We start from the raw sequence: 14,804 nt of genomic DNA on the forward strand, positions 1-14,804 counted from the left end.
TCCTTTACTGATTTTCTGGTGTTTCGTTTTTAATTTGCTTATAGTATTCGTTTTCTAGCAATCCACGGCCATGAGAGAAGTAATGTTGTGCTTCTTGAATTTCTTCACGGATAGATGACATCTCTTCATCTAATAAATAGGCTGCCTCTGCCGCTCGCTGAAGGCGTTCTTTCATTTCTTCAGGAAAGACACCTTGATATTTATAATTCAAAGAATGTTCAATCGTTGCCCAAAAATTCATGGAAAGTGTCCGAATTTGGATTTCGGCCAAAATAATCTTTTCCCCGGTGACTAATTGCACAGGATATTCCACCACCACATGGTACGAACGATAGCCACTTTCTTTTTTATTTTCAATGTAGTCACGTTCTTCCACAATTTTTAAGTCTTTACGATTTCTTAAAAGTGCGACTACCTGGTAAATGTCTTCCACAAATTGGCACATAATCCGCAAACCAGCAATGTCTTGCATTTCTTCTTCAATCCGATTTAAAGGAATATGCCGAATTGCCGTCTTTGTCAAAATACTATCTACTGGTTTCACACGTCCTGTAACGAATTCAATTGGTATGTGTTTATCTTGCTCCCGAAATTGTTTACGAATACCTCGTAGTTTTACTTTTAATTCGCTGACCGCCTGTTCATATGGCGCTAAAAACAGCTCCCACTCTCGTTCCATGGTAGATCCCTCAATTTCCTTGAATTTCATTCACTGATTATTTTACCACAGTCCTCCCTAAAATAGGGTGTTATTCGCTATTTGATTTCCAAACGCCTTTCATTAGAAAAAATTTTCACAGAGAAGACCACTTTTCTTGACGGAAACCTATATAATATGTGAAAATTGGAGTGATTTAAGAAAGAGAGAGAACCCCATGAGTGAGCACTTAGAAATTGAATTTAAAACATTAGTTAGTCCGCAAGATTTCAAACGATTAATCGACCATTTTGCTATTCAAAAAACGGACTTTTTTACGCAAACAAATCATTATTTTGATACGGACGATTTTCAATTAAAAGCACAACGAATGGGCTTAAGAATTCGCGTATTAGCAGATCGTGGTGAGTTAACCTTAAAAGTTCCTGCGCCAGAAGGATTATTAGAAATCAATGACCCTTTATCGCTTGAGACGGCGAACCACTTTATCAAGAGGAATCACCTCCCTACTGAGGGGGCTGTGGCGAAGAAATTACAAGAATTAGGTATTGAAATCGCCTCGATCCATTTAATTGGTTCATTAAAAACAGCACGTGCAGAAAAACAAATTCCTCAAGGACTACTTGCGTTAGACGAAAGTTGGTATAACCAACAGCACGATTTTGAATTAGAGTTAGAAGTTACTGAAGCTGAAAGCGGCAAGCAAGCGTTTCAAACATTAATGGCTGATTTGAACATTCCCATTACGCTTGCACCTAACAAGATTCAACGCATGATGCGGACCACTGCCCCTTAGTATTCGAAGCACTGACGTTCTGGCACCTGTATTTGAAAAAGCATGGCATTGGAGGAAGTATGAATGGTTGAAATTTATTTGTTCGTCAATCCTTTAGGCGGCGTCTGTTTAGAAATTGAAAAAGAAATTATACAATTGTCTGTTAACGACAAGAAGAAAATACAATTGCGCTTTATTCCTTTATTAAACATGAAAACGATCAATGAATTTTTGAGTCGTCAACATATTCCGATTAATGACATTAAACGACGGAATCGAATTTTTGAAGATTTATACTCAGCCGCTCTTGACTATAAAGCAGCACAGTTACAAGGCCGAAAAAAAGGCCGACAATTGTTGATTGGCTTACAAAAAGCAGTAGCTGAAGACGGTCTAGCTTACTCTCCTGAGTTATCAGAAGAACTACTTCTAGCGGCCGGCGGGGATATTGATATGTATCGTAAAGACCGACAATCCGATTTTGTCAAAGAATCTTTCCAAACCGACCAAAAAGTTGCTCGAGAAATGGGGATTAAACAACATCCTACCGCAGTCGTTTACAACTATACTTGCGAGAACGATTTCGGCATTTTAGTCGAAAATTTTGAAAACATGGATGAAATTAAACAACTTTGTCGTGTCCATCCACATAACGAACCGTTGCTGGACCAAGGTGACGCAACCTTTGAATTTAAACGTCGCTCCAATTATCATTTTCCAAATGGACATTTACATTTATTATAAAAAAGAAGGACCAGTTTACTGGCCCTTCTTTTACTATTTTCACCATGTTCTATAATAATAGATAAAATCTAATACTGCTACATTTGATGATTTGTTCTTATAAAAGACAGCTATGGAATGGGTCCATGTATATATTATGTACTTTTAAATATTAACACCGAAATTTGTATCGACCACCAATATTTATTTCAGTTCATCGACTAACCTCTTGGAACGCTATCAGACAATACTCGCCGATACTAACTCAAAAAATCGAGGAAATTTTATTCGGTTTAACACAAGCTAATTTATTTCTTCCCATTTATTTTTAGTCTGCTTATATAATATGGTTAGTTCTTTTTTATCCTTATCTAAATTTTTATTTATTAATTCCTGAATCTCATAAGAAAATTTATTTCTTTGATTTACATTGTCAAAGATGAATTCTTTATCAAAAGATAACTCTAACCCATTTAATGCTCCTGTTGTCCAGTAAATTTTTATATTCGAATCATCACCGCTATAATACATATTAAACTTTTCGTTTTCAGAGATATACGAACTCATTAATTCCAATTCTTCTGGAATTGTAAACAGATTATAATTATCAATTTTAACCACATGATATTGAATGTTATCTTCTATTAAATTATAAGTTTGACCATTTTGATTCCATTCTTTGACACCGCTATAAAAATTATTCAGACGAAGTTGTAAAATAGTAAAATATCCACCTATACATAGTACTATAATTAATAATATTAAAAATAATTTTTTGTACTTCTGTCCCTCTCTAATATCTTTCGAAAGTTTCTCCACCATCGTATTGTCCTCCTTCAATAATCGATCCAAGGTCATTTCATAAAGATTACTTAGTTCAATTAAACAATCAATATTAGGATATGATTTATTATTCTCCCAGTTAGAAATTGTTTGCCTAGTAACGTATAATTTCTCAGCAACCTCTGATTGTGTCAATCCTAATTCATTTCTTCTCATTTTTAATGAATTCCCTATGTTCAAAAAAAAACCTCCTTTTATTACTCTAAAGATAATAGAAGCTTGATATAAAAGAAAGCAAAGAATCTTTGCTTTCTTTTATATCACAGCAACAATCTATTTAATTATATAACTAAACCTGGTTTTACACAGATATATTTACTATTCTGTGTAAAACCAGGTTTATATTTTATGTTTACTAAGAAGTTACGACTTATAATTTTTCAACCAAAGCTTCTAATTCCGTTAAACGTTCTTCAAAAACTTTCATTGCATCTTCGATATACGCGGCTTGTGTCATATCCACGCCCGCTTTTTTCATCACTTCAATTGGGAAGTCACTACTTCCTGCTTTCAAGTAGTTAAGGTACTTCTCTAAAGCTCCTTCTTCTCCAGCTAAAATATGTTTAGACAATGCCGAAGCGGCTGAGAAGCCAGTTGCATATTGATAAACATAGTAATTGTAATAAAAATGTGGAATTCTCGCCCATTCGTAACTGATTTCTTCGTCTCTAACTACTTCTGGTCCATAATATTTAGCATTGAGCTCGCCATAATACTCACTCAAATATTCACTTGTTAATGGCGTGCCTTTAGCATCTTCCGTGTGAATAAAATGTTCAAATTCCGCAAATTGGGTTTGACGGAAAATGGTTCCCTTAAAGCCGTCTAAATAGTGATTTAAGACATACGCACGTACTTTAGGATCTGTTTCTGTTTGTAATAAATATTCTGTTAAAATATTTTCATTTGTGGTTGAAGCAATCTCAGCTAAGAAAATTGAATAGTCGCCATAAACATACGGCTGATTATTTCTTGTATAGTAACTATGAACACTATGGCCCATCTCATGGACTAATGTAAATAGTTGATCCAAACTATCATGCCAATTCATTAAAATGTATGGGGCTGTATCATAAGCTCCTGAAGAATATGCGCCGCTTCGTTTTCCTTGATTTTCAATCACATCAATCCAACGACTTGAAAAAGCTTCTTTGACAATAGATAGATAGTCTTCACCTAGTGGTTTTAAAGCCTCAATTGCTTTTTCTTTTGCTTCTTCATAGCTGTAACGAATTGGTGCTTCACCTAGCAAAGGCGCATACAAGTCGTACATGTGTAATTCTTCTACGTTTAATAATTTTTTTCTTAATTTTACATAACGATGTAGCAAAGGTAAATGTTTATTTACTACAGCTACTAATGTTTCGTGAACACTTTCAGGGATATGATTACTTGCTAAAGAGGCTGCCCGAGCAGAATCATAATTTCTAATTTTTGCTTTATAATTATGCGTTTTAACATGTGCACCTAAAGTTGAGGCTAATGTATTTCTAAATTGTTTGTACACTTTGTACAACCCTTTAAATGCTGCTTCACGAACAGATGGATCGACACTTTCCATTAATTGACCATAAACGCCATGAGAAAGTTGAATCGTTTCGCCTTCAGCATTTTGCACAGTTGGAAATTCTAAGTCTGCATTATTTAAAATTGAAAATGTATTACTTGAGGCACCAAAAATTTCACTAGCCCCCGCCAGTAAAGCTTCTTGTTCCATCGATAAAACATGGGGACGTTCATCTAAAATATTTTGAATATAGTGACGATAAACAGCTAATTTGGGCTGCTCTTCAAAATATCCCCAGATTTGTTCATCACTTAATGTTAAAACCTCTGGGTCAAACCAAGAAACAGCTTCACTAACTTGTGCATATAAAGAACTAGCTCTGGCATATAAAGCTTGGTAAGCTGTATTTGTAGTGTCTTGATCATTTTTTAAATGAGAATAGACATATAATGTTTCCACTTTTCGATAGACATCTAAAACGTATTCTAACGCAGCTAGAAAAGCTTCTGCACCATTCCCTAAGGTTCCTTTAAATGATTCTGCTTGATTTAGCTCTTCTGTCAACTGATTATACGCAGCATCAAAAGCAGCATCATCTTTAAAAATTTTGGTTAAATCCCAAGTCAATGGAGTTGGAACTTCATCACGTGTTGGTAATTGTTTAATTTCGCTCATAGTTTACTCTCCTTTAAGAAACGTTTTACTCATTATACTATCATAATTTAACACGTGTGACTAAAAAAATGTTGTTTTTTCACTTTTTTTAGCCAATGAATGAGCTTTTCAGGATCTTCTCTTAGGAAAATACTAGTTATTAGGTACTTATTGTTTACTTTAATTAACACATAACATTCTTGTAACCAGCTCAATAAGCTATTCCCCACGATTTTAAAAAGCTTTTTTAAGCCAATATTCGGCAGCGGTTGCCAAATAAAGTTCCCTTCTTCCAAAAAACTAGCTTCCAAGATACGCCATAGTTCCTGTTTGGTCACTAAACGCCCTTCTTTGGTTTTTAGTGCTTCCCAAACAAGCATTTTTAAATGAATATCTTCTTCAGAAGAAGGTAATAGCTTCAATCCAGGATAGTAAAACCAAGGAGGTAACTGGAGAATGTGACAACCTTTCGTGTATAAAAAACTCTGTGTTCTAAGCAACTGAGCATTTCTGTAACCAAGTTGTTGCGTCAATTTTTGATAATAATCATGCATCAATTGACCAGTGTGCCGTCTATCTGGCAGTAAATTTAAATTAGCGGTCGGTAGTCGGAAGATTTCTAGTAATTTTTTTTCGTAAAAATCCCATGATTGTTTTCTTCTATAAAATTGTTGACATTGACTCTCTTCAATATGACAAAGTAATTCTATTCGTTCTTGTTTCTTATTGGCCGTCCATAAATAAAACCCCAAGGACTCCGAAAAGTAAAGAAATTGTTTCGTTAATTGCGTGAGCTTGTCTTTAGGCACTAATCGTTCACCTAAAATCCAAACAACTTGATAGCCATGAGCTTGATAAGTCTCCGTCCGTTCCACCAAACGTTTAATTGGCAATGGACTACATTGAATTTCAATGGCTATCTTCCCAATGAGTAAATCTGGGCGTTGCTTCAAGGTGGGTAAGTATGCCTCAACTTGAAAGGACAGCTTTTCGCGTAAACACTTTTCCGCAAAAAGCTGCTTCAAGCGGAGGTGTTCTTCTGTTTCAGCTTCTGCTTCGTACCAACAACTATTCTTTTTACGATGAGCAAAATGGGGTATTTTAATGGGGCCTGCCTTCAAAATGACCGATTGATGACACATTGGACACACAAAAGCTTGTTCGCTTCGTATCTGTGTTAATTCATCAATCGAGCAATCGATTAAAGAAAATAACTCTTGGTTGTCTGCCGTTAAAGCTGTTAACATGATTTTCACCTCTCATAAATAAACTACGCAAAGTTTCTTAATTTTCATCAAAAAAAAAGCAAAAACTCGAAAGTTTTTGCTTTTTTGCTTAATCATTAAAGTAATAACGTGTTAATTCCAACGCACTGCGTTCCATAATACAAGTGCCATATTCGACTAAAGTATCCTGAGTGACAGTTGTTTTATGAGCAAATTCTAAAATCTGTGCAATTTCATTGTCAACATTTGTTTTTTCTAATTCATCGGTTAAGAACAAAACTTGTAAGTAATAACGATCGTTGTACGTGTATAAGTTAGTCAAAACAGATTGCATGAAGACTTCTTTGGATAATTGGATCATCGCTTCAAAATTATCTAATTCAAAGATTACATTTCTGTTTGTTTCATCTGTGGCTTCCATCTCATCAAGTTCATCGGCGGCTGCTTTGTCTGCTTCAATTTGTTTGCGAATTAATTCGCTAACATCTGCATTGACTTCGCTCAGACCTTCTAAGGAAGACAAGTCGTCCATAGCGACATTTTTACTAATAAACAGTTCTAAACCATCATTTTTAGGCAAGACTTGGAAAGTGACTGCTTCACTGCCTTGGAATTCATCTTCGACATCAACTTCTTCTAAAATACTATAAAAGAAATTTTCAACATCTTTGTGGTTTCCTAGTAAGTCAAGAAAAGTAATCCCTCTATCCGCCAGGTCTTCGTTGCCAATTAACACACGAATCGTATTTTCATTAATATGTTCCATTTCCATAGCGCTACACCTCTCTTTGCTTCAATCAGGAAACTTCTTACGTTCATTGTAGCGAAAACTACACAAAAGTAAAGTGGAAAGTCTGTAAATCCTAGAAAACTAGCGAACGTTTTATAAACTTTGAACTTTTTTAACGATTGGTTTTTCGCTCCTTCTACCTCTTCATCTTAACGCAGTCTCTCCAAAAAAGATACTATTTTTCCTTGACCACGTTCTGCCAAATCAAATGAATACAAGTTCTAAATATGTATTAAAAAGCCAGAGATAAAAATCCCTGGCCCTAAATTCATATGAATCGTTCTTTATTACAATTAACAAATAAAGAACAAAATTTTATATTTTTTATAAACCTGCCATTAATTGTGCTTGGCGCAATTCCAGTTGTCGAACATCTCTTGGTAAGAATCGACGAATTTCATCTTCGTTAAAACCGACTTGTAATCTTTTCTCATCAATCATAATTGGCCGACGCAACAATCCAGGGTTTTCTTGAACCAACTCTAATAAATCTTGAAGTGGAAGCTCGTCCAAATCCATATTTAATTTTTGGAAAACTTTAGAGCGAGTAGAGATAATCTCTTCTGTTCCATCTTCTGTCATGATTAAAATTGCTTTTAATTCCTCAATATTTAAAGGTTCAGAAAAAATATTTCTTTCTTTAAAAGGAATTTCGTGCTCTTGCAACCAGGCTCTAGCCTTACGACATGACGTGCAACTCGGGGAAGTATAAAGTGTCAACATTGTGCATCACTCCTTTTCGCGAATCATCGCGTTTCTGAAACAGGGAACTGTACTGTTCCTCTATTTAAAACCAGTATACCTAATTTCTAATAAAAATACTAGGGGTTTTTAAACATTTTTTATTAACTTTGTTTATTTTTCCTTCATTACATCCGTGTAAAATTAGGGTTAATTTTTATGAAATTTTATGGATATTCGTTATGATTCTGTAAAAAAGTAATACAGTTTTCTATTTTTATGGTCGCTGTTATAATTTACTTCTCTTGGTGATTTTTCAAGAAGTTCCCATGTATTTTTTTCTAATAAAATGTATAATAGAACTATTCACTATCTTAAGTCTAAAGTCAGGTGGTTATTTAATGAAAACAATTTTTTCTGGTATTCAGCCCAGTGGTACTCCGACAATCGGAAATTACATTGGTGCAATGAAACAATTTATCGAATTACAAAATGAATACAATTGTTATTTTTGTATTGTGGATGAACATGCCATTACCGTTCCCCAAGAACCGCAAAAGCTACGCCAACAAATTCGTAGCTTAGCAGCTCTTTACCTAGCGGTTGGTTTAGACCCACAAAAAGCAACAATTTTCATACAGTCTGAAGTGAGTGCGCATGCAGAAGCTGGTTGGATCATTCAGTGCAATACTTCTATTGGTGAGTTAGAGCGAATGACACAATTTAAAGATAAATCACAAAAAAATGGTCGTGCTGGCGTAAGCGCTGGTCTTTTAACATACCCTCCGTTAATGGTTGGTGATATCGTGTTGTACAACGCTGACTTAGTGCCAGTCGGAGATGATCAAAAACAACATTTAGAATTAACACGTGATTTTGTGGAACGCTTCAATAAACGTTATGCCCAAAAAAATCAAGAAATTTTAACGATGCCTGAAGTAAAAATCGCTGAGCAAGGTAGTCGAATTATGAGCTTACAAGAACCAACGAAAAAGATGAGTAAGTCTGATACAAATGTGAAGGGCTTTATTTCAATGCTTGATGAGCCAGCAGTGATTCGCAAAAAAATCCGCTCTGCTGTAACTGATTCAACTGGTGTAATTGAATATAATAAAGAAGAAAAGCCTGGCATTACTAACTTACTAAATATTTATTCTGCTGCGACAGGTCAAACTGTTGAGGAACTTGTTCAAGCTTACGAAGGCAAAGGCTATGGAGACTTCAAAGCAGATTTAGCAGAAGCAGTAGTTGCCTTATTAGAACCTATTCAAGTGCGCTACCAAGAGCTTCTAGCTTCAGAAGAATTAGATATGATTTTAGATGAGGGTGCAGAAAACGCTCGCCAGGTAGCCAACAAAACACTTCAACGAATGAAAAATGCTGTTGGTTTGGGAAGAAAAGTTCGACGCTAACTAAACATAATAAAAACCCGCGAAGTTTTATTCGCGGGTTTTTTTATGTTCTAAATTGAGCATCGTACAGTCGACGATAGTGGCCTCTTTGCGCGTACAAAGTTTCATGTGTCCCATCTTCTAAAATTCCTTGGTCACTCACTACGATTATTCGATCAGCATGTTTAATCGTTGCCAGTCTGTGGGCAATAATTAATGTTGTTCGCCCGTCAGCTAACGAGTTTAATGACTCTTGAATCACTTGCTCTGTTTCTGTATCTAATGCAGAAGTCGCTTCATCTAGAATTAAAATCGGCGGGTTCTTCAAGAACATTCGCGCAATTGCCACTCGCTGCTTTTGACCGCCCGATAATTTCACGCCACGTTCGCCAATAATTGTGTCCAAGCCATCTGGCATTAGCTGAATTACATGTTCTAAATGTGCTAATTTCACCGCTTGTTGAATGTCTATTTCTGTAGCATTTAAATTCCCATAAGCAATATTTTCTCGTAATGTTCCAGGGAATAAAAACACATCTTGTTGAACAATTCCAATCTGCTTACGTAATGAAGCCAAGGTCATTTTCTGGATATTTCTACCGTCAATCGTAATTTCACCACTACTGACTTCATAAAAACGAGGCAACAGATTGCACAAGGTCGTTTTTCCTGAACCACTTTGGCCAACGAAAGCAACGGTTTCACCAGGTTGAATTTTTAAATTGATATGGTCTAAAACTTTTGTGCCATCTTCATAAGCAAATGAAACATCTTTATAGGCAATCGTTCCTTCTAAATGCGGAACAGCAACAGCTCCTGGCAAATCTTTGATGGACGGTTGTTTGTCCATTTCTTCCGTAAAACGTTTAAAGCCAGCAAATCCTTTGGGATAGCTTTCAATCATATTGTTGACTTTTTCAATCGGCCGAATAAAAATATTGGCTAATAAAATAAATCCTACAAACTGTCCTTCTGTAATTTCTCCTTTAATTGTATAATACGCACCAAAAATTAATGAAAATAAATTTATCAGACGAATTAATAAGTAATTATAGGCGGAACTGACACCCATCACCTTATAAAAATATAATTTCGATTTTCGATACATTTGATTTAAATAATTAAACTGTTTTCGTTCAAATGGTTCATTTGCAAAAGATTGCGTGACACGTATCCCACTTACTGACGCTTCAATCCCAGCATTAAATTCACCTAAATTATCGTAAATATCCGTATTCGCTTTTGTCATTTTTTTATTAAAATAGCCTAGCGCAATCGTGATAAATGGCAATAAAATAAACGTAGCGATGGCTAATTTCACGTGAATGGTTAACATTAATAAAAAAGAACCTGCTAACGTCATAATCGTAATAAAGACGTCTTCTGGACCATGATGCGCCACTTCCGAAATTTCAAAAAGATCAGTGGTCAAACGGCTCATTAATTTCCCTGTTTTTTGATTATCATAATACTCAAACGGTTGTGTTTGAAGATGTTGATATAATTCTTCACGCATATCTGTTTCAATATTCACGCCTAACATATGACCAAAATAAACCACAATAAATTGTAAAAACGTATTGATTATATAAAATGCAAATAAGCCCGCACTAGCTAATGCAATGAGGCGAAAATCTCCTTTTGGCATAATCTTATCAATTACTTGGTTGACTGCTACTGGAAAAGCCAACTCTAACAGCCCCGCAAAAACGGCACACCCAAAATCCAAAATAAATAATCGACGATAAGGCCGATAATACCCAAAAAAACGCTTTAACATAACTCCCTAACTCTCCCCCTTCATTCTCATTCATTATACGGAAAAAGACTGTCTCTTGCAAAATTCTAACTTCTATCAGAACACGTGTTATTTAAGTAACTTTGACTCAAAATCATTTTCACAAACTTTTCATTATCAGAATATTTTTTCATTTATCGTTTCCATTTTTTCGGTAAAAATAACTATAATTGTCTTTTCCCACAAGGCTTTGATTTCTGTACAAAACCTTGAAATACAGTGAAAAATACTCTATTTATTTGTGAAAATATCGGCTACAATATAACATATGAAAAGTTTTGTAAAAAAGTTAAGAGGTGCACTTGTTAAATGAGAACCATTGTTTTTGATGTTGATGACACGCTGTACGATCAGCAACAACCCTTTCGAAATGCGATGACTAAAATTTTCCCAAACGTTGCGACAGAGGATATGCATGAATTGTATCTTCGTTTTAGACACCACAGCGATGAAACGTTTCCGAAAGTTTTAGCCAATGAATGGTCCCTAGATTTCATGCGGTTTTTCCGGATGAATGAAACATTAAAGGATCTAAACTATCCAGGAATTTCACAAGAAGAAGGAAAAATTTTCCAACAAGTTTATGAAGAAGAATTGGATAATATTACGATGCATCCAGAAGTTACTAAGCTTCTTGATACTTTACAAGAGAAAGAAATTCCGATGGGGATTATTACAAATGGTCCAACAGACCATCAATTTAAAAAAGTTAAACAATTGAATCTTGAAAAATGGGTTCCAAGCCAAAATATCATTATTTCTCAAAGTACGGGTTTTCAAAAACCTGAAAAGGAAATTTTTGATTTAGCCTGTAATCAATTTTGTATGGAACCTGAACATACTTTATATGTTGGTGATAGTTATGACAATGATATTGTAGGCGCACGTAATGGTGGCTGGCATTCTCTTTGGTTTAACCACCGCTCTCGTGAACTACCAAGTTGCCAACCTGCATCACACCTTGCAGAAGTCACTTGTTTCACCGAACTTTGTCCGACTGTGGAGAAATTATTTAATCTTTAAAAAAAAGCCGCTCTTCAAATTGAAGAACGGCTTTTTTTTATTTATTTTTTTGTTTTTTCAGACGTAAAATGATGAACAGGCAGATTATCAGTAAAAGGATCAATAAACCGATTAAGAGATAAATAAGTTTAGATTCCGTTTTTTTGACGGTTACATCTTTCTCATTAAATGTTTTTGCTTCCTCTTTTGAGATCGTAAATTCTTTCGTAAATTGCCATTTTTTCCTGAGCCTTCCACAGTCATTGCCAATACATACGTCCCAGCTTCCATTTCATTTTCTTCATAAGGAATAGGGAAATTAAAAATTGAATTGGGCGCCATTTGCATATCTTCTTGTTCTTTCTCTAAAATAACGTTATTTGTTTTCTTATTTTTAACATTTGCCGTTACTTTCATTGATTGAAGATAGGCTGCTTCATGGTTTAGCAGTGTTGAAGAAATAACACTGCGCGCATTTCTTTGCGTCGGTTCAACTTTCTCTAAAGACAATTCTGGTTGTACAACTGTTTCATTTTCTCGAAGTAAAACAGCTACTGTATAGGCATAGCGATTTTCAATTGCTAAGCCGTTTGTATTTTCTTTTTGCTTGTCTTTCGTTTCATCGACTTTTTCACTAAACGTGATCCCGCCCGCTAGTTGCCCTGAAAACTCTTCTTTAGGCATCTTCACTCGCAATTCAACTACTTTTTCACTTTTAGCAGGCAATTCAACACTCTCACCGCCGTCTTTCAGTTGAATGATTTCTGATAAATCTGCTGGTGCAGATTTATCTAATGCTGTCAACGACTCGCCATATTCAATCACTCCGTTGCTGTTTGTTGTGGCCGACTTCACACTAACATCAATCACTAAATTTTCATCTGTACTATTGGCCGCTCGAACTTTCAAAATTTGTTCTTGGTCTGGTTTCATCATTAAATCAAAATATGTTTTTGTTTTATCTATTTGGTTTTCTGGAATTTCTGTTTCAACACTAAATCGTAATTCTGCTGCTGAGGTTTCAATCCCAAAAGCAAAGAAATAAAAACTTAGGATCATCAGAATAAAATATCTATTTTTCATTTCGCTCTACACTCCATTTCTATGTAAAGGAGAAAGGCTGAGTTCCCCTCTTCCTTTCTCCAAAAAGGTTCTTTTTATGCTGGCGTATTAGCTAATGTCCAAGTAATTGTTGTTTTGTAGGCATCGTTTAATTTAACTGATTTACCTGGCACTTTTAATTGAACATCTTTCATTACTTGACGGCCGTCAACTTCAGCAATTGAACTAGCATTGCCGTATAAGTATGACCATTTCCCAGCACCTTGATCTGTTGCGGCTACCATCACGTTATGACTTTCACCCACTGTACCAAAAGTTACGCTCGCTAAACTTGTTGGTGCAGCGCTTTGTCCTGCTGTCACAGCTGAAGCATTTTGAAAGACAATTTCAGTTCCTTCAAGTGTCTGATCTTTTGTAGCAGAAGTAAATGCAGAATTTTGTTTTGCAGATAAAGTCCAGCCTTCTAAAGTTCCACGATTATCTGTAATTTGAGCAAATAATGGACCCGTTTTTTCAACATTATTTTTATCTTTTAAAACTTGTGCTGATGCAAAATAGATTTCATCTTTTGTGCTGATGATATTTTCACCAAAGTTTAAACTTGAAGCATAGTCCAAGGTTAAGGGGCCTGTAGAACCTTCATCAACTGGTTTGTCAGGATTTACTGGGTCGATAGGTGTCACAGGATCTTTGCCGTCTTTGTCTTCTGGATCCACTACAGGATTTTTGCTGTTAGGATCTTTTTCATCTGGTGCTTTAAATTTTACAATAGCATCTGTGTCGCGATTAGCCACTTCCTCTGCTTGAACTGGTAGTGTGCCTACCGCGATGGTTGCTAAAATTAAGCTGCTTGCGATGGTCATTTTTTTCATGTTAGTGCTCCTTCTCTTCTATTGTTATAGTTTCAATAATTATACGCTTGGTAAATCAGCGATTGTCCATGTTAAAACAGTTTTGTATTGAACAGCATCTTTTGGTGTTGCTCCTGGTACAGTTAATGTGATCGCTGTATTTTTATCTACGCTTTCACCGTCAACTTCCACTTTTTCAATCCCACCGAACGCACTAAGCCAAGTTCCAGAACCTTGACCTTCAGCGGCAGACATCACATTTGATGAATCGCCAGCTACTAAAGTTACTTCATGCGCAGTTGGTGTGACTGCTTTGGAATTAGACACTGCTTTGTTTTGACTTAATTTAATTTCTGAACCGTCTAAAACTTTATTTAATGTTTCTTTTGTCGCTGTTAATTGTGTTTCTTGTTTAACTGTTAAGGCCCAACCGGCATTCGTTCCGCGTTTGTCGGAAATTTGTACATAATTTGGTTTAGGATTAGTCAAATCAGGACCAGAACCGTCTGCCAAGAAAAAGTATTGTGGATTTGCATAATATTTTTCATCTTTATTTGAAATTTTATTTTTGCCAAAGTCTAAACTAGAAGCATAATCGATACTTAGTGGACCAGTTGTTCCTTCATTTGGCTTATTGCCTGTGTCTGGTGTCGTTGGATCAAAGGGTTCAACAGGTTTTTCGGTATCTGGATTCACTGGATCGACAGGTTTGTTGATAGAGGCATCCGGTGTAAATTCTACGATGGCATTTGATTCATAGTTTTTTTCTTCTGCATTCACTTCTGGTGCAATAGCCACGCCTAAAGTGATAGCGGGGATTGTTGATAAGATAATTTTTTTCAT

General features: G+C 35.6%; 13 protein-coding genes and 1 pseudogene. 4 read left to right on the top strand and 10 right to left on the bottom strand.

The window, feature by feature from the left end:
• Window positions 1-4: 4 nt before the first annotated feature.
• A complete protein-coding gene (locus IGJ63_RS10280; RefSeq protein ID WP_002356484.1) occupies window positions 5-679 on the bottom strand; it encodes a GTP pyrophosphokinase in 675 nt (224 codons plus the stop codon).
• 196 nt (window positions 680-875) lie between these two features.
• Between IGJ63_RS10280 and IGJ63_RS10285 the strand changes: the two genes are divergently transcribed.
• Window positions 876-1,454, top strand: coding sequence for a CYTH domain-containing protein (locus tag IGJ63_RS10285; protein WP_002356483.1), 579 nt, complete (start codon window positions 876-878; stop codon window positions 1,452-1,454).
• A 63-nt stretch (window positions 1,455-1,517) separates the two neighbouring features.
• The gene (locus IGJ63_RS10290) at window positions 1,518-2,177 is read left to right on the top strand and encodes a ClpXP adapter SpxH family protein (protein WP_002356482.1); all 660 of its coding nucleotides are present in this window, start codon (window positions 1,518-1,520) and stop codon (window positions 2,175-2,177) included.
• A 282-nt stretch (window positions 2,178-2,459) separates the two neighbouring features.
• Here IGJ63_RS10290 and IGJ63_RS10295 read toward each other — a convergent pair whose 3' ends face one another.
• The 5 genes from IGJ63_RS10295 to spxA form a co-directional block, all read right to left on the bottom strand.
• On the bottom strand, window positions 2,460-3,179 hold the full coding sequence (locus tag IGJ63_RS10295; protein ID WP_002356481.1) for a helix-turn-helix transcriptional regulator: 720 nt from the start codon (window positions 3,177-3,179) through the stop codon (window positions 2,460-2,462).
• Between the two features lie 190 nt (window positions 3,180-3,369).
• Window positions 3,370-5,181 (bottom strand): oligoendopeptidase F, encoded by a 1,812-nt coding sequence (gene pepF, locus IGJ63_RS10300; protein ID WP_002362285.1) that lies wholly within the window; start codon window positions 5,179-5,181, stop codon window positions 3,370-3,372.
• A gap of 47 nt (window positions 5,182-5,228) precedes the next feature.
• On the bottom strand, window positions 5,229-6,407 hold the full coding sequence (locus IGJ63_RS10305; RefSeq protein WP_002379737.1) for a competence protein CoiA: 1,179 nt from the start codon (window positions 6,405-6,407) through the stop codon (window positions 5,229-5,231).
• An 88-nt stretch (window positions 6,408-6,495) separates the two neighbouring features.
• Window positions 6,496-7,158 (bottom strand): adaptor protein MecA, encoded by a 663-nt coding sequence (locus IGJ63_RS10310; RefSeq protein ID WP_002356478.1) that lies wholly within the window; start codon window positions 7,156-7,158, stop codon window positions 6,496-6,498.
• A gap of 342 nt (window positions 7,159-7,500) precedes the next feature.
• On the bottom strand, window positions 7,501-7,899 hold the full coding sequence (gene spxA / locus IGJ63_RS10315) for a transcriptional regulator SpxA (protein WP_002356477.1): 399 nt from the start codon (window positions 7,897-7,899) through the stop codon (window positions 7,501-7,503).
• A 359-nt stretch (window positions 7,900-8,258) separates the two neighbouring features.
• Here spxA and trpS point away from each other — a divergent pair, with 359 nt between their 5' ends.
• Window positions 8,259-9,269, top strand: coding sequence for a tryptophan--tRNA ligase (gene trpS / locus IGJ63_RS10320; RefSeq protein WP_002359559.1), 1,011 nt, complete (start codon window positions 8,259-8,261; stop codon window positions 9,267-9,269).
• A gap of 43 nt (window positions 9,270-9,312) precedes the next feature.
• Here the strand turns inward: trpS and IGJ63_RS10325 are convergent, their stop codons facing one another.
• The gene (locus IGJ63_RS10325; protein ID WP_016633777.1) at window positions 9,313-11,028 is read right to left on the bottom strand and encodes an ABC transporter ATP-binding protein; all 1,716 of its coding nucleotides are present in this window, start codon (window positions 11,026-11,028) and stop codon (window positions 9,313-9,315) included.
• A 327-nt stretch (window positions 11,029-11,355) separates the two neighbouring features.
• Between IGJ63_RS10325 and IGJ63_RS10330 the strand changes: the two genes are divergently transcribed.
• The gene (locus IGJ63_RS10330) at window positions 11,356-12,069 is read left to right on the top strand and encodes an HAD family hydrolase (protein WP_002356474.1); all 714 of its coding nucleotides are present in this window, start codon (window positions 11,356-11,358) and stop codon (window positions 12,067-12,069) included.
• 37 nt (window positions 12,070-12,106) lie between these two features.
• Here the strand turns inward: IGJ63_RS10330 and elrE are convergent.
• From elrE to elrC, 3 genes and pseudogenes are all read right to left on the bottom strand, one after another.
• Window positions 12,107-13,131 (bottom strand): annotated as a pseudogene (gene elrE, locus IGJ63_RS10335) (transmembrane protein ElrE).
• 74 nt (window positions 13,132-13,205) lie between these two features.
• On the bottom strand, window positions 13,206-13,982 hold the full coding sequence (gene elrD / locus IGJ63_RS10340) for a WxL domain-containing protein ElrD (protein WP_002379742.1): 777 nt from the start codon (window positions 13,980-13,982) through the stop codon (window positions 13,206-13,208).
• A gap of 39 nt (window positions 13,983-14,021) precedes the next feature.
• Window positions 14,022-14,804, bottom strand: a complete 783-nt coding sequence (elrC, locus tag IGJ63_RS10345; protein ID WP_002384097.1) for a WxL domain-containing protein ElrC — start codon at window positions 14,802-14,804, stop codon at window positions 14,022-14,024.

The organism is Enterococcus sp. DIV1375a, assembly GCF_051712205.1.
Classification (GTDB): Bacteria; Bacillota; Bacilli; order Lactobacillales; family Enterococcaceae; genus Enterococcus; species Enterococcus faecalis.

Bases quoted from the DNA above. Each gene is read 5' to 3' on its own strand.
- IGJ63_RS10280 (WP_002356484.1), bottom strand. From the start codon at position 679: ATGGAACGAGAGTGGGAGCTGTTTTTAGCGCCATATGAACAGGCGGTC.
- IGJ63_RS10285 (WP_002356483.1), top strand. From the start codon at position 876: ATGAGTGAGCACTTAGAAATTGAATTTAAAACATTAGTTAGTCCGCAA.
- IGJ63_RS10290 (WP_002356482.1), top strand. From the start codon at position 1,518: ATGGTTGAAATTTATTTGTTCGTCAATCCTTTAGGCGGCGTCTGTTTA.
- pepF (WP_002362285.1), bottom strand. From the start codon at position 5,181: ATGAGCGAAATTAAACAATTACCAACACGTGATGAAGTTCCAACTCCA.
- IGJ63_RS10305 (WP_002379737.1), bottom strand. From the start codon at position 6,407: ATGTTAACAGCTTTAACGGCAGACAACCAAGAGTTATTTTCTTTAATC.
- IGJ63_RS10310 (WP_002356478.1), bottom strand. From the start codon at position 7,158: ATGGAAATGGAACATATTAATGAAAATACGATTCGTGTGTTAATTGGC.
- spxA (WP_002356477.1), bottom strand. From the start codon at position 7,899: ATGTTGACACTTTATACTTCCCCGAGTTGCACGTCATGTCGTAAGGCT.
- trpS (WP_002359559.1), top strand. From the start codon at position 8,259: ATGAAAACAATTTTTTCTGGTATTCAGCCCAGTGGTACTCCGACAATC.
- IGJ63_RS10325 (WP_016633777.1), bottom strand. From the start codon at position 11,028: ATGTTAAAGCGTTTTTTTGGGTATTATCGGCCTTATCGTCGATTATTT.
- IGJ63_RS10330 (WP_002356474.1), top strand. From the start codon at position 11,356: ATGAGAACCATTGTTTTTGATGTTGATGACACGCTGTACGATCAGCAA.
- elrD (WP_002379742.1), bottom strand. From the start codon at position 13,982: ATGAAAAAAATGACCATCGCAAGCAGCTTAATTTTAGCAACCATCGCG.
- elrC (WP_002384097.1), bottom strand. From the start codon at position 14,804: ATGAAAAAAATTATCTTATCAACAATCCCCGCTATCACTTTAGGCGTG.